Origin of the sequence: Rhodococcus sp. 14C212 (assembly GCF_011058195.1) — a bacterium.
Lineage (GTDB): Bacteria > Actinomycetota > Actinomycetes > Mycobacteriales > Mycobacteriaceae > Rhodococcus > Rhodococcus aetherivorans.
In genome coordinates, this window is sequence record NZ_JAALEH010000010.1 from 38,504 (window position 1) to 55,815 (window position 17,312).

General features: G+C 66.4%; 18 protein-coding genes. 12 read left to right on the forward strand and 6 right to left on the reverse strand.

The window, feature by feature from the left end; genetic code table 11:
• Complete coding sequence (locus G6038_RS07315) at nt 1-1,029, forward strand: SDR family oxidoreductase (protein ID WP_165037029.1); 1,029 nt, start codon at nt 1-3, stop codon at nt 1,027-1,029.
• Here the strand turns inward: G6038_RS07315 and rfbC are convergent.
• Entirely contained in the window at nt 1,013-1,567 is a 555-nt protein-coding gene (rfbC, locus tag G6038_RS07320) for a dTDP-4-dehydrorhamnose 3,5-epimerase (RefSeq protein ID WP_165037031.1), read from the reverse strand. The genes G6038_RS07315 and rfbC overlap by 17 nt on opposite strands.
• Nucleotides 1,568-1,581: 14 nt before the next feature.
• Here rfbC and G6038_RS07325 point away from each other — a divergent pair, with 14 nt between their 5' ends.
• The 3 genes from G6038_RS07325 to G6038_RS07335 all read left to right on the forward strand — a co-directional run bounded on the left by G6038_RS07325 (nt 1,582) and on the right by G6038_RS07335 (nt 5,225).
• The gene (locus tag G6038_RS07325; protein WP_165037032.1) at nt 1,582-2,652 is read left to right on the forward strand and encodes a methyltransferase domain-containing protein; all 1,071 of its coding nucleotides are present in this window, start codon (nt 1,582-1,584) and stop codon (nt 2,650-2,652) included.
• Nucleotides 2,653-2,696: 44 nt separating this feature from the next.
• Nucleotides 2,697-3,641, forward strand: a complete 945-nt coding sequence (locus G6038_RS07330; protein ID WP_165037034.1) for a TIGR03621 family F420-dependent LLM class oxidoreductase — start codon at nt 2,697-2,699, stop codon at nt 3,639-3,641.
• Between the two features lie 96 nt (nt 3,642-3,737).
• On the forward strand, nt 3,738-5,225 hold the full coding sequence (locus G6038_RS07335) for a lipopolysaccharide biosynthesis protein (RefSeq protein ID WP_165037036.1): 1,488 nt from the start codon (nt 3,738-3,740) through the stop codon (nt 5,223-5,225).
• Here G6038_RS07335 and G6038_RS32025 read toward each other — a convergent pair.
• Nucleotides 5,222-6,358, reverse strand: coding sequence for a glycosyltransferase (locus G6038_RS32025; protein ID WP_165037038.1), 1,137 nt, complete (start codon nt 6,356-6,358; stop codon nt 5,222-5,224). The two genes, G6038_RS07335 and G6038_RS32025, sit on opposite strands and share 4 nt — an antisense overlap.
• 296 nt (nt 6,359-6,654) lie before the next feature.
• Between G6038_RS32025 and G6038_RS07345 the strand changes: the two genes are divergently transcribed.
• Nucleotides 6,655-7,158 (forward strand): YdcF family protein, encoded by a 504-nt coding sequence (locus G6038_RS07345; protein WP_165037040.1) that lies wholly within the window; start codon nt 6,655-6,657, stop codon nt 7,156-7,158.
• A 253-nt stretch (nt 7,159-7,411) separates the two neighbouring features.
• Here G6038_RS07345 and G6038_RS32030 read toward each other — a convergent pair whose 3' ends face one another.
• Nucleotides 7,412-7,576: a hypothetical protein gene (locus G6038_RS32030; RefSeq protein WP_346772770.1), complete on the reverse strand. Its 165-nt coding sequence runs from the start codon at nt 7,574-7,576 to the stop codon at nt 7,412-7,414.
• Here G6038_RS32030 and G6038_RS32035 point away from each other — a divergent pair.
• Nucleotides 7,568-7,780, forward strand: coding sequence for a hypothetical protein (locus tag G6038_RS32035; protein ID WP_346772769.1), 213 nt, complete (start codon nt 7,568-7,570; stop codon nt 7,778-7,780). The genes G6038_RS32030 and G6038_RS32035 overlap by 9 nt on opposite strands.
• Here the strand turns inward: G6038_RS32035 and G6038_RS07355 are convergent.
• From G6038_RS07355 to G6038_RS07365, 3 genes are read right to left on the reverse strand one after another with little or no spacing between them, the layout of a single operon-like run.
• Nucleotides 7,743-9,068, reverse strand: coding sequence for an oligosaccharide flippase family protein (locus G6038_RS07355; protein WP_165037044.1), 1,326 nt, complete (start codon nt 9,066-9,068; stop codon nt 7,743-7,745). The two genes, G6038_RS32035 and G6038_RS07355, sit on opposite strands and share 38 nt — an antisense overlap.
• A complete protein-coding gene (locus G6038_RS07360; RefSeq protein ID WP_165037046.1) occupies nt 9,068-9,976 on the reverse strand; it encodes a glycosyltransferase in 909 nt (302 codons plus the stop codon). Before G6038_RS07360 ends, G6038_RS07355 begins: the two co-directional genes overlap by 1 nt.
• Nucleotides 9,973-11,166: a hypothetical protein gene (locus G6038_RS07365; RefSeq protein WP_346772765.1), complete on the reverse strand. Its 1,194-nt coding sequence runs from the start codon at nt 11,164-11,166 to the stop codon at nt 9,973-9,975. The genes G6038_RS07360 and G6038_RS07365 overlap by 4 nt, the downstream gene beginning before the upstream one ends.
• Before the next feature lie 148 nt (nt 11,167-11,314).
• Here G6038_RS07365 and G6038_RS07370 point away from each other — a divergent pair, with 148 nt between their 5' ends.
• From G6038_RS07370 to G6038_RS07395, 6 genes are read left to right on the forward strand one after another with little or no spacing between them, the layout of a single operon-like run.
• The gene (locus tag G6038_RS07370; protein WP_346772766.1) at nt 11,315-11,863 is read left to right on the forward strand and encodes a colanic acid biosynthesis acetyltransferase; all 549 of its coding nucleotides are present in this window, start codon (nt 11,315-11,317) and stop codon (nt 11,861-11,863) included.
• Nucleotides 11,864-11,867: 4 nt separating this feature from the next.
• A complete protein-coding gene (locus G6038_RS07375) occupies nt 11,868-12,989 on the forward strand; it encodes a glycosyltransferase (protein ID WP_165037048.1) in 1,122 nt (373 codons plus the stop codon).
• Complete coding sequence (locus G6038_RS07380) at nt 12,986-13,666, forward strand: SGNH/GDSL hydrolase family protein (protein WP_240918339.1); 681 nt, start codon at nt 12,986-12,988, stop codon at nt 13,664-13,666. The genes G6038_RS07375 and G6038_RS07380 overlap by 4 nt, the downstream gene beginning before the upstream one ends.
• Nucleotides 13,663-14,649, forward strand: a complete 987-nt coding sequence (locus tag G6038_RS31820) for an SGNH/GDSL hydrolase family protein (protein ID WP_165037050.1) — start codon at nt 13,663-13,665, stop codon at nt 14,647-14,649. The genes G6038_RS07380 and G6038_RS31820 overlap by 4 nt, the downstream gene beginning before the upstream one ends.
• Entirely contained in the window at nt 14,646-15,959 is a 1,314-nt protein-coding gene (locus tag G6038_RS30900; RefSeq protein WP_206024397.1) for a Wzz/FepE/Etk N-terminal domain-containing protein, read from the forward strand. Before G6038_RS31820 ends, G6038_RS30900 begins: the two co-directional genes overlap by 4 nt.
• Entirely contained in the window at nt 15,956-17,236 is a 1,281-nt protein-coding gene (locus tag G6038_RS07395; RefSeq protein WP_165037052.1) for a hypothetical protein, read from the forward strand. Before G6038_RS30900 ends, G6038_RS07395 begins: the two co-directional genes overlap by 4 nt.
• Nucleotides 17,237-17,312: the final 76 nt, after the last annotated feature.

A 17,312-nucleotide genomic window follows, 5' to 3' on the forward strand; every position in this document is an offset into this window, starting at 1 on the left:
ATGCGTGTCCTCGTCACCGGTCATCAGGGATACCTCGGGTCGATCATGGTGCCGGTCCTCTGCTCGTACGGTCACGAGGTGATCGGTCTGGATTCCGGCCTCTTCGCCGACTGCATTCTCGGGCCCGCTCCGCAGGATCCTCCCGCGATCCGCCTCGATCTACGGGACATCACCGCATCGCACCTGACGGGATTCGACGCCGTGATCCACCTCGCGGCCCTGTCCAACGATCCCCTCGGCGCGCTGGAACCGAGAATCACCTACGAGATCAATCACCAGGCCTCCGTGCGGCTCGCTCGATGCGCGAAGGCAGCTGGTGTGCGTCGCTTCCTCTACGCATCCACGTGCTCTGTCTACGGCGCCGCCGGGGAAGAAGCCGTCGACGAGAGTGCACCGCTGCGCCCACTCACGCCGTACGCGGAGAGCAAGGTGCGCGTCGAGGACGACGTGGCTGCGATCGCCGACCCCGACTTCTCTCCGGTGTTTCTCCGCAACGCCACCGCATTCGGGTTCTCCCCCCGACTGCGAGCGGACATTGTTCTGAACAACCTGGTGGGGTATGCCGTTCTCACCGGTGAGGTGCGTGTGCTGTCGGACGGAACCCCTTGGCGACCGTTGGTGCACGCTCGGGACATCGCGGAAGCGTTCGCGCGCTGCCTCGTGGCGCCGGTGGACGCCGTCCACTGCAACGCATTCAATATCGGCACCGAAACCAACAACCTGACGGTCGCCGACATCGCCGGTGCCGTGGTGGACGTTGTCCCCGGCTCCGAGCTCGTGATCACCGGGGAGAGCGGCCCCGACCCTCGCTCGTACCGGGTCGACTTCTCTGCTGCTCGGGATCGGCTCGGCTACGAGGCGAAATGGACAGTTCCCGAAGGCGCCGCGGAACTGTACGAGAAGTACACCGCCTTCGGCTTGAAAGTGGAGGACTTCCACGAGCGGTTCACCCGGCTCTCACACCTGAAGGAGCTACGAGGAACAGGAATCCTCGACGAATCGATGCGGTTTGTCAATGCAAACGCGTGAGCAAATCCCGCCAGCTTCCGGCCTTCGCGTCCCTCGCGGACACGGCCGTTACCGGCAGCGGCCAGTCGATCCCGAGATCCGCGTCGTCGTAGGCGACGCCGATGTCCTCCGCCGGGTCGTGCGGCCGATCGATCCGGTAGCAGACGTCCGCCGTCGCGGTCAGTGCCTGGAACCCGTGCAGGAATCCCGGCGGAACGTAGAGGTGGCGAAACTCTTCGTCGTCGAGCCGGAACACCTGGCGTCGTCCGAACGTCGGCGAGTCGGGCCGGATGTCGACCAGGACGTCGTGCACCGCGCCGTTCGCACAGCGCACGAGTTTGGCTTCGCCACGGCCGGACCTACCGTGCATTCCCCGGACGACGCCGCAGACCGACCGGGATTGGGAGTCCTGCACGAACGCCGCGGCAGTTCCCGGCCTGCCGAGGTGGTCATCGAACGTCTCCGCGTCGAACGTGCGCGTGAACAGCCCACGTTCGTCGCGGAAGGGCTGCGGAATCAGCACGATCACGTCGGCCAACTCGGCTTCCTCGATGCGCACGAGGAAATGTTCCCATGAGTGTGTGCCGAGCGTGCGGAATGCCCGATCTGGATCGAGTACTCGATCTCGGAAGGGTGCCGGCCGCCGATCACTTTCCCCCGGCCGACGAGGCCATCAGCGACGACGAGGTCTCGCATCCCCTTGCCATGGATCTGTGTGCGACGTGCGGCCTCGCGCAACTCGCCGAGGACGACACGATCATCGAGGAGCCACGCGGCGTCGAACCGCAGGCCCTGAGAGAACAGGCCGTTTGTGCGGTACGGTGCGTCGCTCGATCCGAGCGGTTACGGGGCTCGACAGTACGGGAGTTCGGCAGTCCCCACGGAGGGACGTGGCTTCCGCTGCTCGTCGAGCGTGGCTTCACCGTAGCCGACGGTACCTGCGACGTCGTGCTCGACTGTTTCGGCCTGATGCACGAACCGGACCAGTTGAAGGCCATGGTCGAGCGAGCGACTGCCACAACGCCGGACGGGGTGCTGCTGGTCCAGTTCCATTCCCTGGCCACCATCGTCTGCCGCGGCCAGTGGAACGCGCTTCGCCATGGCCACTTCGCGTACTACTCGATGACAGCGCTGACCCACCTCCTCGATGACGTCGGCATGGGTCCGGTCGCTGCCTGGACGTTCGACCTCTACGGCGGGACGGTGCTTGTCGCGGCCATGCACGGGCAGGTCGAACCGGACGAATCGGTGCGGAGGGTCTTCGCCGACGAAACCGGCATGACCGATCCACACACCGTAGGTTCACTGCAACGTGCTGCCGACGACCATGTGCGCTCACTGCGCACCTGGCTCGAGGACGAATACCGGTCCGGCAAAAGCGTGTACGCATACGGCGCGGCGTCCCGTGCGGTGGCGTTGTTCAGCCTCGCGGCCGTCGACCGGAGGCTGGTGGCCGCCGTGGCCGACGCCTCACCGGCCAAACAGGGGCGCCGAATGCCCGGCACCGACGTGCCGATCATCTCGCCGGAGGAACTCGTTGCAGCTGAGCCGGATCGGGTGCTGCTGACACTTCCGGATCTGCTACCGGAAGTCGCTCGGAGGTACCCTGCACTGGCCGGACGATGGAAGGTCGACGGTTCATGAGCTCGATCGGACAAGCCCCTCCCCCGATGCGCATGATCGCGCCCATGCCTCGGCTCCAGGCCGACGGCGCCAGATGGATCGCCGACGTGCGCCGGCTCGAATGCCTGGGGTTCGACACGGTAGCCGTCTCCCAGCACGTCAGCCACGGCTGGCAACTTGCTCCACTGGTCGCTATGGCATACGCCGCGGCCGGCACCACCCGGCTACGGGTCCTGTCCCTCGTGTTGCCGAACGATCTTCACCACCCGGCGTTGCTCGCCAAAGACATCTCGACGATCGACGTGCTCTCAGGCGGACGAGTCGAAGTCGGGATCGGAGCCGGCTGGCAGCCGGACGACTACGCGGCCCTCGGCCTCCGATTCGACACCACCGGCCGGCGGATCGCGAGGCTGGACGAAGCATTGACGGTGTTGCGGCGCTACTTCACGGCCGAGTTCGTCGACTTCGAGGGAGAACACTATCGAATCGGCCACATGGAAGCCCTTCCACGGTGCGTACAGCAACCGAGTCCTCCGATTCTCGTCGGCGCCGGCGGGCCCCGGATGCTCGACCTGGCCGGACGTGCCGCCGACATCGTCGGGATACACCCGAGCATGCGCGCCGACACGATCGACGAAGCGGCGATCGCCGACCTCACGCCCGATCGCATCGAGGCCAAGATCCGGAGAGTCCGGGCCGCCGCCGACGCCGCGGGACGGCCCTGCCCCGTCCTCCAATTCAACTGCTACTACGTCCGCGTGACGGACGCGCCGCGCGATTCCGTGCCACGTTCATCGTGGTCGGGGCACATCGAGGCGGCCGGCGACACGTTGAAGGGGTCGCCGGCGATACTTGTCGGCACAGCGGCGGAATGTGCTGCGCAACTGCTCGAGTGGCGAGACCGATACGGAATCACATACTGGCACTTGGGTCAGGACGTCGACAGCGCTGCTCGGATCATCGAAGAACTGGCTGTACAGTCCGTTTCGGTCCGGACGGCTGCGCCGTGAGTACATCGGCTGCACCCGGCACTCCGCTACGCCGGGGCCTTCGGCGATTCGCCACGCGCCGAGGGCTCCCGCTGCGATCCCGGGCACGGGCCCCCCATGGCTGACAGCGGTCTGTCCTCGGGAATCCGCTGGAGCGGCATTTCCGTGATCGGTAGGGAAGTGTCCCGAGCCGGGTTCACGATCGTGCTTGCCCGGTTGATCGGTCCCGAAGCATTCGGCATCGTCGCGCAGGCATTGGTCTATATCGGCATCGTCGCGCTTCTACTGGACCAGGGCTTCTCCAGCGCACTGATCCAGCGCGAACGCATCGAACCCGACATGCCCGGTGCGGTCGTTACGGTCAATCTGGCCGTCGGGGGGGCGCTGACCGTCTTGACCTGCGCCGTCGCCCCGACATGGGCCTCCTTCATGCACTCCCCCGACCTCACCCTCGTACTCGTTGTGCTTTCGCCCAGCTTGCTCATCCGAGCCGCCTCGATCACGCCGCGGGCGCTGCTCCAGCGCGATATGCGGTTCCGCGAGATCGGCCTCGCCGACATCACCGCCGCAATGGTCGGCGGGTTGGCCGGATTGGGTGTCGCGCTGGCAGGGGGAAGTTACTGGGGACTGGTGGCACAGATTGTCACCACCGACTCGGTGCTGCTGCTGATGCTGCTGGCATCGGGAGCCGGACGGTCGCCGAATCTGCGTCTGAGGCACCTGCGCGAAATCGCCGCCTTTTCCTGGCGAGCGTTCACTGCCGGACTCCTGATCAACTCGGTGTCCCGGAATATCGACAACCTGTTGGTAGGACGGTTTCAGGGTCCTCAAGCCCTAGCCTTCTACGGCTTGGCGTATCGGCTGCTGCTCTTGCCGGTTCAGCTGGCATGCACCACCGTCGGCGCGGTGTTGTTTCCCGCGTTCGCCCGACTGGCGCACGACCTCGATGCACTCCGTAGGGAACTGGCGCGTGCAACGCGCGCCAATGCCGTCCTCGCGCTGCCCGTCATGGCCACGGCCGCCGTAGCAGCGCCCCAATTCATGGCCCTACTGTTCGGCTCCCAATGGGAGCCTGCAATCCCCATCATCCAGGTACTCGCCATGGCAGGCGCCATACAGGCGATCTACCAGCCGTCGACAGCTCCCCTGATGCTCGGGCTCGGGCACGCAGGGCTCAACCTGCGCTATGCGTGGCTCACCACCGTCGTATCCACCACAGGCATCGTCGCCGGCCTGTCGTTCGGCCCGTTCGGCGTGGCGGTCGGCTACAGCCTTGCGACCGGACTGCTCGTCCCCGTCGAGTGGCTCATCCGGCGGCGACTCCTCGGTGTAACCCTGCGCAGCCAGGTCGCCCTGCTGCTGCCGGGTCTCCACGTGGCCATCTGGGCGGCGGCGGCCTACCTTCTGGTTGCCGTCATCGTGCCGGATCGCACTGTGGTCGTGCTCGTACTCGGATTGCCGGGAGCGGCCGTTGCGGGTGCAACCGTTCTGCGACTCGCGCATCCAACACTCTTCGCCGAACTTCGGCACATGGCCGACCGGGTACTCGGCCGCGGGGGCGGTCCGCCCGTTTCCTGCGAGGGTCGCACCGACGTCGCGAACTAATCGACAGCGGCCTCGACCACGGGCTGCATCCGACGCTCCCACGAAACCGCGTCGATGAACTGCTGTCGCCGGCCTTCCGGTGCGCTCCCCATGTCGAGGACCCGCTTCACGCCACTCGCCCATTCCTCACGCCGGCAGATACACACCCGCTCGTCGTCGACTCCGTGGATGGGGGGCAGATCAACCGACAGCACGGGTAGCCCCGCAGCGAGATACTCGTACAGTTTGAGGGGCGACATCGCGCGGATACAGGCTTGATCGCGGTGCGGAATCAATCCGACGTCGCAGGCTTGCACCAACGCTGCGAGTTCATGCTGCCCGACTGGGTCGAACACATGCACGCGGTCGAGCGAACGCAGCCACTCGACAGTCCGCGCATCTCCTGGATAGCCGATCATGACCAGCGAACCCACCATGCTCGCCGTGGTCTCGACCAGGTCCGCTTCGAGACGGTCGTCGATCGTGCCGGTGTAGACGGCGCGAGGTCGCGGCAGCGCCGCGATTCGACCGGGTTCAGGATGCCGCGGACGCCACACGTCGGCAATCACCCCGTTGGGCACGACTGTGGTGCGCGGCGAAATACGCTCTGCGAGTTCCTCGGACACTGCGAATATCGCGGCTCCGCGTTCCTCGATGCGCCGGTAGGCTTCGCGGTAGAGGTCCCACCATCGGACCACCCCCTCCCCTGTCGCCCAATCGTCCTGGCCGAAATACACGACTTTGCTGATCCACGGAGAATCACAGAATGCCGCCACGAACGGGTTGTAGGTGACCAGGGCCGCCGACCTCGGACGCGGTTTCCGTTCGCCGCGAGTCCGAGCCAGCGCGCGCCCGAGCACAGCTCCGTAGCGGCGATAGGACCGTTCCACACTGCCGAGATCGGTGGGATCGTCCGTCCGCAATCGGTGAGGCCGGACGCGTACCGCGTTTCGCCCGGCGACTGTGATGTCCTCGACGAGCCGGACCGGCCGACGGCGCGCCGCAGATACGACGTAGGAACGCCACGGATCGGCCACGATCAGTCTGCCGACCCGATCGTCGTGGGCAAGGGCAAGCAGCGTCTGGTCGGGCGGTCGGCAGAATTCACGACCGACTGCATCGTCGAACATCTCGTACGAGAACCCGAACACCACGTCAGGCCGGGGAGACGCCGAAGGGCTTCGCTCCATACCTCCAGATCCTAGGTCGATCGGTGCAGGGAAGGTCGCCGATCGGGATCCGCGATATCGAGGTCCTCGCGTGCCGATCAGGCCCGACCGTAAGGCAAGATTCCGTCCGTATCGATTTCGACGCCGACCGCACGATCCGACAGCGCTGTGTCCCATACACTGGCCGGTAGTCACGGCACCCTCGGCTCGAAACGGAGAATGCGTGGGTGAGGCTTCGAAACAACCGACCTTCCATCCGTATGGTGGTGGCCTCGATATGCATGCTGGTGATCGCAGCACTGGTCACCGGGTTGCCGGTCTACGTCCGGCCACAGACTGATTCGCTGCGCCCTGCCGACGCGATCTTCGTCCTCGGCGGGGAGGACTGGCGCCGCCACTCGCTCGGCATCGAACTCGGCATCGCAGGCTGGGCGCCGAAGGTGGTTCTCTCCCATCCGGACGGGCCGGGTGACAACTGGGCCTCGGAGAACTGCGGGAAGGCGTATCCCGGATTCGACGTGGACTGTTTCCTCCCCGATCCATCGACGACCCGAGGCGAAGCGCGCGAAGTGCGCCGCCGGGCCGACCAGTACGGTTGGAACCGGGTGATCGTCGTGACGTACACACCGCACATCTCCCGAGCTCGATTCGTCCTGCAGCGGTGCTTCGACGGCGAATTGATCATGGTGGCAAGCCCAGCGGAGCTCTCGCCTTGGGGATGGGCGTCCGAGTACGTATACCAGACCGCGGGCTATCTGAAGGCCGAACTGGAGCCGGGATGTTGAAAGGCGGACGATGCGAGGCAATCGTGCAGTACTGCTCCAGGGCGCACGCGTATGGGCGTTTCCGCTGTGGTGGATCTCCACCCGCTGGGATTCGACGGATGCGATTGCGGAGGACGTCGACTGGTGGAGTCGGTGTATCGGGGACGCGGACCTGGCATCACTCGACAGGTACTCGAGATTCGCCTATCTGGCCGGAGCGCTCACCGAGTTTCGTACGCTCGTGCACTACCGTCTCCGTTCCGCGCCGCCGGTTCTACGGATGCTGCTTCGCGCGCTGTACCGACCCGCCGCCACGCTGACTCTCGAAGCGGACCGAATCGGTCCTGGTCTCTTCATTCAGCACGGCGTCGGCACGATCGTCACAGCCGAATCCATCGGGCGTCATTGCTGGATCAACCAGCAGGTCACCATCGGTCACGACGCGCGGGGAAGGCCGACCCTCGGTGACGGGGTCCGCGTCGGAGCCGGCGCGATCGTGATCGGTCCGATCACCCTGCACGACGGGGCGACCGTCGGCGCAAACGCGACGGTGATCCGTGATGTGCCTGCAGGGACGACCGTAGTCGCCCCGTTGGCCACCGAACTCAGGGGCCGGCGAGTGACCGGCGACGAACCAGGCTAGGTACCCACAGAAGATCCGGGAGAACTTGCGCCAGGCAGATGCCCAGTACGGAAGCGCACACCACGCCCACTGCTCCGAACGGTCCCGCCAACGCGAACCCGAGGCCGAGACTGAGTGCGGCCATGACGACCGTCCACAGCGCTTGCCACCGCGCCTCGCCGGGACCGACCAGCAGCACGTTCGCCGGGAGATGTGCGGTTTGTGCGACCATCAGCACACCGAATCCGAGCGCGAGCAACGCAGACACGTCGATCTGACCGCCCGAAAGCACGGACGCGGCCCATGGGCCGAGCAGCGCGATTCCGATGGCCCCGATCGCTGCGCACAGGACGAGTACAGCCGTGAGCCGCCACCACATCCGGATCGTCTCCTCAGGGGCGGACCGTCTTTGCACGAACACCGGCCAATAGGCCAATCCCACCGTCGAGAGAACCGACCAGACCACGCCGTAGATCTGCGCCATCACGGCGTACTCGGACAGTTCCGTGGGCGTTGACAGATGCGCCAGGAGAACCCGTCCGGACTGGAGCCCTATGGGCAGGCCCACCCCGACGACGAACAGCCATCCGCTGCCCGCCAGCAGCCTGGTTCCGGTCGTCGGTGCGGACGTCCGTGCAAACGCCGACCACCCGAGCCCGCTCAGTCGCAAAGCGAAGACGGTACCGAGAACCTGTCCGCCGAGCAGACCACCGAGCGCCGATACTGCGTACCAGATCTCGTTCACCCCGGTCACGTACAGCACGAGGGTGATCACCAGCGCGACAGCCGGACAGCTCATCTGCACCAGCGTCGCCTCAGGGATCCGTCCGATCCCGATGAGGATCCGGAAACCGAGGCCGGCAGGAATCGTGAGCGCGAAGACACACACGGCAAGAGTGATCGCCCACCGGTCCGTGGGACCGCTGGACATGCCGACGAGCACGGTCCAGCCGTCGAATGCCATGACGACCAAGGCCCCGGACACGACCGCGGCAGCGACCACGAACAGAACGCGATAGGCACGTCGGATGACATCGGCCGCACTCGAATCCCCCTCGTGCTGACGGAGCGTCGCACTGGCGCTCAGCACCGTCGCGCCGATCCCGAAGTCGACGAACGGCACAAGAAGAGTGATCGTTGCGATCAAGGACACCAACCCGAAGACCGCCGCTCCCGTCTCGTGCGCGATGACGGCCGTGTTGGCGAGTCCCAGGACAGCAACCACCGGAGTACCGAGAATGCGGTACAGCGTGCCCCGGAACAATGCTCGACGCTCCTCCGGCGTGAGCTGATCGTGCGCCACTCCCATCAACGGACCGATGCGTGTGCTGTGCGCACAAGAATCCGCGCGGCGCCGAGAACTGCGTAGACGACCGCGAACGGACCTGGCCTGCCATGACGTACCGCCGACCACATCGAGCGCCGCACACCTGCCAGCGACCGCGCGGACACCGCCGCGCTCACCGGGCTCGTGCAGAGGTAATCACCACGAACGCGCGGCGATTCCTCACCGAGATACTGCAGCCCCCAGGCAATGTACTCATCGGCTCGGTCCAACGAGCTGTGGGACAGGGACGAATTCCCCACGTGGTAGGTACTCAACACGTCCGGATGGTGGACGAGGCAGACATCAGGGACGGCGCGTCGGACCCGGAGCAGCCAGCTCGCCTCCTCGTGCGGCGCGTCCGCGTCGGCATCCCACGGGACGGTACCCACGAGATCCACGGGGAAGCACAGTGTCGAGGTCTGCAAAGTCGCGCCACCGACCGTGAATCCGGTGAACCGGAACAGATACTCCGCGATGGACTGCTCCGAGCCGACAAGTCGCCGCGGCCAGACTCGCCGCCGGGTCCCCGGTCCGACGACCGACATACGCGACGATGCGATCCAGGCCTTTCCGAAAGCCGTCTCGTGCTCGACGGCCGCCAACTGTCGTTCGAGCTTGACCCGGCGCCACTCGTCGTCGTCGTCGAGCAGAGCGATCACGCTCCCGTGCGCGGCATCGATTCCCAGTTGCCGACATCTGGCGGGTCCGACCCGACCTTCGCTGCGCAGCACCACGATGCGGTCGTCCGGCGGCAGGGACACGGGCAGATCGGTGTCCGCGACCACGATGATCTCGGCGACCGGATACGTCTGCTCGAGAGCGGATTGCACAGCGCCGTACAGGGAAGGCCGGCCGAGCGTGGGGATCACGACGCTCACACTCGGTCTCATGACGAGTCCTGTACAGCAACCTTCGGCCGGCGGACGCGTACCGCGCAGAAGAAGAGGGTGATGCAGGCAAACTCCGGGATCATGTTGTACGTCCACGGCGCGTAGAGCAGGTCCCAGATGCCTTGCAGTGCGAGGGTCACCACGAGCGGACTCCAGCGGCCGAAATATGTGCTGTTCCAGACCACGCCGACGCAGGCGACGAGGAGCCACAGCGGCAGAAGCACCGCCAGAATGCCGCCCTCGACCCAGGAGCCCAGCAGGATCGAATGGGTTGCGGAGTAATCGCTCGGCGGCAGCCGCCAGTAGAGGTCGAACGGGAAAGTGGGATCGAATCCCATCCGGATTGCCAGGTGCTGGGCCCGGGCATACACGTCCGGAGTCAGCTGGAAGGCACTTCCCCAACCGAGGAACGGACGCTCGAGAATCGCTGTGATGTTCAGCGGGGGCTCGGTGCGGCCGGCCAGCAGCAACGGAAGATTCGTGGCGTCCTGCTCCAGCGTCTTCTGCTGCAGCGCGGCCCCGAACAGTCCCGCCCGCGCGGCGATCGGCATCACCTGCGCGAAGACCAACCCGAACACCGCGACTCCCAGGAACTGCCAGCCTCGTCCGATCCGGGAGCCCAGGACGTGCCGGGTGAAGACGATGGCGCCGGCGAGGAGACACACGAGGGCATGCGACCGGAAGTTCAGTCCCAGGCTCGCCAGTCCGAGCGCCACGAGCACCGTCGACTGCAACAGCGGCTGAATCCGCGCCGTCGTCATTCCGAAGAGGACGAGAATCGTCACCGCGTGAGCGATTCCGTACTTCCAAAGGTCAGGAATGCTCCCGGTTCGGGTCAGTTCGATTCCCTGGGTCAGGAAGAAGACCAGAGTGCCGGTGGCGATTCCGGCGAGGACTGTGGCGGTCGCGTCCACCACACGGGCCGTGAGCACGGTCAGGCCCACAAGGTAGAGCAGGAATGCAGGAAATGCGATTGCGTTGGGCCATAGCGCGGTGACCCCGTTCACCGCGCACGCCGCGACAAAGGAGAATGATCCCGCCACCGCGAGTACGGCCGGCAACAGGTCGATCCCTCGGTGCATCATGAGCAGGAAACCGGGTGCCAGCAGCAGACAGACCACCGACAACCCGGTGACGGTGAAGTTCGCCAATTGAACACCCGAGGTGGCGCCGACAGCGAACAGGGCCACTCGGGCCAGCACCTGACGGTGTGCACGCTGGCGTTCGGCCACGGTAGGGACGGATGCACACCCGAGATCTGTCACGAAATGCCCCTCGGTCGGAGCCGAACACGGCGTATCCTCTCGAAGTGTAGTGCGTTGTCCTGCGGAGGTGCGCGTGTCCGCTGCACAGTCCAAGCGATCGCTGCAATCCCTGCGTGGCCGCCCCTACGACAAGGGTCGCGGCTTCGCCGCCCAAGCCCTGTGGGTTGCGGTGTCGACGCTGATCTTCACCCAGGTATGGTGCCCGGCGCGCCTGCGGTGCACGATCCTGCGCTGCTTCGGGGCCCGCATCGGCACCGGGGTGCTGATCAAGCACCGCGTCAACGTCCAATGGCCGTGGAAGCTGGTGGTCGGGAACGATTCGTGGATCGGAACAGGTGCCGATCTCTACAACATCGACGAGATCGTGATCGGTTCGGATGTCTGCGTGTCGCAGTACACCTACCTCTGCACGGGGAGTCACGACAGGCGGTCGAAGACCTTCGAGTTCGACAACGGCCCGATCGTCATCGAGGACGGCGTCTGGCTCTGCGCCGGTTCCACCGTCTTGCGGGGCGTGACCATCGGCGCGAATTCGGTCGTGGGAGCGAGAGCACTGGTGACCGCCGACGTTCCCCCCGATTCACTTGTCCGGGCTCCGCGATCGATCGTCACACCGGGTTGATTCCGTGCGCATCCTGCAAGTGGTCACGCTGCTCGACTCGGACGGCGCGTACGGGGGACCCGCCCGGGTCGCGCTCAATCAGAGTATGGAGCTGATGCGCCGGGGCCACGAGGTGACGCTCGGCGCCGGCACCCGGGGGTTCCCGGTCGTACCGACCCGCTTGAACGACGTACCGGTCAAGCTGTTCACCGTCCGAACCGTGGTTCCCGGGACGGGGTTCGCCGGTGTCGGTGCGCCCGGATTGCAGCGATGGTTCCACCGCAACCGGGCTCGGTTCGACGTCGTCCACATCCATTTCGGCCGCGACCTCGTCGTGCTCCCGCTCGCGGTGAGCGCCCGGCGCCACGGGATCCTGTACGTGCTCCAGCCCCACGGCATGGTCACTCCGTCCGATCATCCGCTCGCCGGCCCGCTCGACGCACTGTGGACGAGGAAGGTGCTGCGCGACGCCGGAGCCGTGTTCCACCTCACGGCGCTGGAGAAGGACCAGCTCGCTGCCGTCGCACGGACGTCATTGCCCTTCGTGGAGCTCGGCAACGGCGTGCCGTACTACCCACCCGGCCGACCGGGCACGGAACCTCCCGAGGTGCTCTTCGTCGCTCGCATGCACCCACGCAAACGCCCGACGGCGTTCGTGGAAATGGCCGAAGTTCTGCTCTCTGCCGGGATGGACGCCCGGTTCACCCTGGTGGGACCGGACGAGGGCGAGGGCCCGGCGCTGCGCACCATGCTCGCAGCCGACGCAGATCCGCGGATTTCGTGGGAGGGAGCGCTCGACCCGGACGACGTGCCCCGGCGGATGGCGGCAGCGACCGTGTACGTGCTCCCCTCAGTGCGTGAGCCCTACCCGATGTCGGTGCTCGAAGCCATGTCCGTGGGTGTTCCCGTCGTGGTGACCCGGGACTGTGGGCTCGCCCCGACGATCGAACGAACAGGCAGCGGAATCGTCACGGAGCCGGCAGTGCCCGCTCTGGTCACCGCTGTCGAGTCGCTGCTTGCCGACCGGTCTCTCGCGCGTGCCATGGGAGAACGAGGACGCCGTGCTGTGCGCACCGACCTGGGGATGCACGCGGTCGGTGACCGACTGCTCGATACCTACACGGACGTGGCCGGGAGTGAACGATGAAGCGACTCACCATTGCTCCACGGACGCTCATGGCCGTCATCGCGGCCAACGTCTTGGTCAGTGCTCTCGTCGCCACTTCGGTCTTCGCAATGACACGCACCAGCGAGACACGCACCAGCGAGGCAGATGCGTCCCCACTCGCCATCGCGGTCGTGGGCGACGAATGGTCGGCCGGATTCCGCAACCGAACGGTGTGGCCGACGCTCATGGCCGAACGAACGGGATGGTCCGTCGCCAATTTCGCCCTGCCCGACTCCGGCTTCGTCGCCGACGGTCAGGGCGGCCACGCGTTCACCTATCAGGTCGACCGCGCGGATGCTGTCGATCCACGGGTCGTCCTGATCGTCGGGGGGCTCGGCGACACCGGGCTGCCGGACACGGAGGCGGTCGTGGTGGGCGCGATCGATGCGATCAACAAGATCGTCGTCGATGGCCGGCGCCCCCTCTTGGTCGGGCCCACGTGGTTCGAGACGCCGGTTCCGGCATCGGCCGTCCGGGTGTCCGACGCTCTCCGCAGCACAGCAGACGAGATGGGGGTGCCGTACCTGGACGCACTCGATCCCCCGTTGCTGACGAGGGATCAGATGTGGCCGGACCTGAGCGGACCGACGGACGCCGGACAATCGGCGCTCGCCGACATGATTGCGGCGTGGGTCCGCACGGAGGTCATCGGATGAACCGCACCCGGCTGTTGGGTACGGCCGCGATAGCGCCAGCCGTGGCGATCGCGGCCGGCGCGGTGTTCGTGTTCTATCGCAAACGGCGTGATCGACGAGATCGCCCTTCACCGCCGGCAGCCCCCCGAGGCCGGACCCGTGTGATTCGAGGTACGGATCCGGAACCTCGCCGCGCCGGTTTCCGGTATTCCCCGGGCCGGAGCCAGCGAGGCAAGCCCGCCGCATCCCGACGCGCTCGGTGGGATCTGGCCGCGATAGTGTCGGCCCTGGCGATCGCGATCGGCCTGGTGTTCGTCTCGGGACCGACCTACACCGCAGATGCACCGTCCACACGCCCGTCCCCAGAGATCACTCGTCTCAACGTTGCCGACGACAGTCGGCCTTCCGTACTGTTCGTCGGCGATTCGTACACCGCCGGGACCGGTCTTGCGGAAATGTCCTACGCCTGCACGACGGCGGTCCGGATGGGGTGGCTGTGCAACCTCGCGGCCGTGCCGGGAACGGGCTACATCAGCGGCGGGCCGGCCAACAGGTTCGTGGTCGACGAGTACATCGGTCGGTCGACGTCGTTCGCCGAACGCATCCCGCGCCTAGCGGCCGTCTATGCACCCGACGTCGTGGTGCTCGACGGCGGACGAAACGATCTCTTTCCGCCCACCGAGGACGTGTTCCAGGCAATGGTCGCGACCGTCGAAGACGTACGGCGCACGTGGCCCGCGGCCACGGTCGTCTTCGTCAGGCCCCGCCTCCTCGCCGACCCGACCGACGATCTGGGATTCGACGACGCATTCATCGCGCGCCTGGCGACAGAACCCGCCTTCGAGGGTGTCCTGTTCGTCGATCCCATCGCGCCGTTGAGCGGGACGGACACATCAGCGCTGCTGGCGGCGGATCGAAAGCACCCCAATCCCCTCGGTGTGCAAACCATCGGTGCGGCGCTGACCGATTCGCTCGAAGCTCTCGGACCGGGCGTCCGATCATGAACGACACGGTTTCCGAGTACGGTCGTGTACTGCGTGAGCGGTGGCGCTGGATCGTATGGGGAGTTCTGCTGACGTTGGCTGCAACGACGCTGTTCCTGGTGCTGCGTCCGCCGCTGTACCGGTGCGAGGCCGCCGTGTTCGTCCGCACGCCCGGTGATGTCAGCCGCGTACTCGACGGGGGCGACTCCTACGCGCAGGGCCGCGCTCGAACCTATGCCGCACTGGCGAACAGCCGCGACGTGGCAGCTCGGGTGATCGCCGATCTCGGTCTCGACCTCACGCCCGAGGCGCTGTCCGCGCGAGTGGAGGCGGTCAATCCACCGGGTACGGCACTCATCGAGTTCGAGTTCGGTGCTCGTTCGGCCGAAGAGTCCGAACAGATAGCGACCGTCTACCTCTCCGAACTCGCGGCCACAGTGCGCGCTCTGGAGTCGGTTCCCGGATCACTCGTCCCACGCGCCGAGTTGATCGTCGTCGATACCCCGGGGCCGACAGCTCGTGTCGTCGCCATGCGTGCCACGATCCCGGTCATCTTGTCCGGCGCGGTGCTGATCGGGGCGCTCCTCGGCTCCGCGGGGGCCGTGCTGCGTTTCCTCTTCGATCACTCGATCCGCGACCCCCGCGATGCTGCACGGATTTCAGGGCGGCCGGTTCTCGGTTCGATCGGCGGGGAACCGACGGAGCAGTTCACGGTGGAGGAGCGCGGGATCCTCTACCGTCTGCTCGCGGCCGTCGACCGATCTGAACGCGGCGCGTTCACGGTGACCGGCGCCGGTCCAGGATCCACGGTCACCGCGGTGTCCGTCTTCCTCGCCACGGCGCTCGCCGTGCGCAGCGATTCGGTGGTACTGGTCGATCTCGACTTCCGCTCCGCTGAACTGACGGAGGCGCTGTCGGATCGCCACGCGTCCGGGGTTGCCGACGTCCTGCGCGGAGAGACGACACCGGCTGAAGCGGCGAGAGAAGTCTCGTTGCGAACCACCCACAGCAGTTTCATCGGAGTAGGCACCGCAGCGGGGGCCATCGATGACCGGATGCTCACAACCCCACTGCGGGGGATGGTCAACGCCCTCCGCGCGTCGTACACATGGGTGGTACTCACGTGTCCCTCGGTGCCGGCAGCAGTAGAGCTCGGGGCCGAATCGGACGTGGTCGTGCTTGCGGTGGGAAAGAATGTGACGACAGAGGAGCAGCTACGTCAGGCCTCGGCGTTGCTGCCGAGGGACGCGGTCGTGGTCTTCGACATGGACACCCACTGGAGTCCCGGCCGAAGGTCTGAGCCAGACAGGAACACCGAGGCGGCAGAGTGAGACTGGACAGGTTCATTGCCGAGCTGAAGCTGTACCGGAAGACGTTTCTCGTCGTCACCGTTGGGGTGTTCGTTGCAGGTCTCGCCTGGCTTCTCCTGGCCCCGGACAGGTACGTGTCGACCACCAAGCTGATGGTGTCGATCGAGGGCTCGACGACCGCCGCCGCATACCAGAACGACCAGGTGGTCGCAGGACGGGTCAACTCCTATGTAGTCCTGCTGACCAGCGACGTCGTGAACCAGCTCGTTGTGGATGAACTCGGCCTGCCGGAGACGGCCCGAGAAGTGGCCGGCAAGGTGAGCGCAACGGTCGTACCGCCGAGAACGTCGATCATCGACATCACGGTGACGGACCGATATCCGGATCGTGCTCGGCTCATCGCCGACGCGCTCGCGCGCGAGTTCGTCGGGTACGTCGAGGCACTGGAAACACCGACCGGCGACGACGGTCAGAAAGTGAACACGAGGATCGCCTCCTCCGCGTCCGAGCCACAGCAGGCGTGGGTCGAGCGGGCAGGTCCTGCTGCCGCCATCGTCCTCGCCGGACCGTTCCTGGGCGCCGTCGCGGTGTGGATCCGATCCCGAACCGACCCGATAGTGCGAACCGCCGACCGCGCCGTCACCGTGTCGGGAGTTCCGGTGCTCGGACGCGTGGACGGGGTGGATTCCGCAACGGACAGCGATATGGACGGGTATCGCCGGCTGCGGCTGCGGCTGCGTCCCGACCCTCGTGCCGAGCCTGGTGATCGGACACAGGTATGGGTCGTGACGTCGGCTGCAGGAGAGACCGACACAGCGACCCTGGCGTCGAACCTGGGGCGTGTCACGGCATCGACCGGCGATCGGACGCTCGTCGTCCATACCGACGAGAGAGGGAGCCGGGCGGAAGCCGGGACGCGGGGACCGGCCTGGACCGAACCGCCGCAACCCGACGGCGCGCCCGGCCTGCCCGACTCCACGCCCGGACTCACCGGCTACCCCTCCGACCCGCCGACGACCATCGCGACCGACGCGACCGATCCGACTGTCACGATCGACCGTCTGCGACCGGACTACGCGCAGGTCATCGTGGCCGCGCCCGCCGTCCTGTCGACGTGTACGGCCTCGATTGCGGGCGAACACGCCGACGGCATCCTCCTCGCGGCCGTACTGGACGTGACGCGACGGCGGGATTTGAGTCGCGCCGTCGAGTCCCTTCGCTCTGTCGGCGCGCCCGTGACCGGCGTGGTGCTGTCGGATGGAGCAGAAAAGTCACAATCGACGGGTTTCAGTCGGTAGGGTTGAACTGCTCGGGTCGGCGAGTCTGCGGGTCGTCGAGCACGGTTCGTCCTCGGCAGGTAGCTCACGTCGGTTC

Coding starts and splice junctions, on each gene's coding strand:
- G6038_RS07315 (WP_165037029.1), top strand. CDS start 1: ATGCGTGTCCTCGTCACCGGTCATCAGGGATACCTCGGGTCGATCATG.
- G6038_RS07325 (WP_165037032.1), top strand. CDS start 1,582: ATGAGTGTGTGCCGAGCGTGCGGAATGCCCGATCTGGATCGAGTACTC.
- G6038_RS07330 (WP_165037034.1), top strand. CDS start 2,697: ATGCCTCGGCTCCAGGCCGACGGCGCCAGATGGATCGCCGACGTGCGC.
- G6038_RS07335 (WP_165037036.1), top strand. CDS start 3,738: ATGGCTGACAGCGGTCTGTCCTCGGGAATCCGCTGGAGCGGCATTTCC.
- G6038_RS07345 (WP_165037040.1), top strand. CDS start 6,655: ATGCTGGTGATCGCAGCACTGGTCACCGGGTTGCCGGTCTACGTCCGG.
- G6038_RS07355 (WP_165037044.1), bottom strand. CDS start 9,068: ATGGGAGTGGCGCACGATCAGCTCACGCCGGAGGAGCGTCGAGCATTG.
- G6038_RS07360 (WP_165037046.1), bottom strand. CDS start 9,976: ATGAGACCGAGTGTGAGCGTCGTGATCCCCACGCTCGGCCGGCCTTCC.
- G6038_RS07380 (WP_240918339.1), top strand. CDS start 12,986: ATGAAGCGACTCACCATTGCTCCACGGACGCTCATGGCCGTCATCGCG.
- G6038_RS31820 (WP_165037050.1), top strand. CDS start 13,663: ATGAACCGCACCCGGCTGTTGGGTACGGCCGCGATAGCGCCAGCCGTG.
- G6038_RS30900 (WP_206024397.1), top strand. CDS start 14,646: ATGAACGACACGGTTTCCGAGTACGGTCGTGTACTGCGTGAGCGGTGG.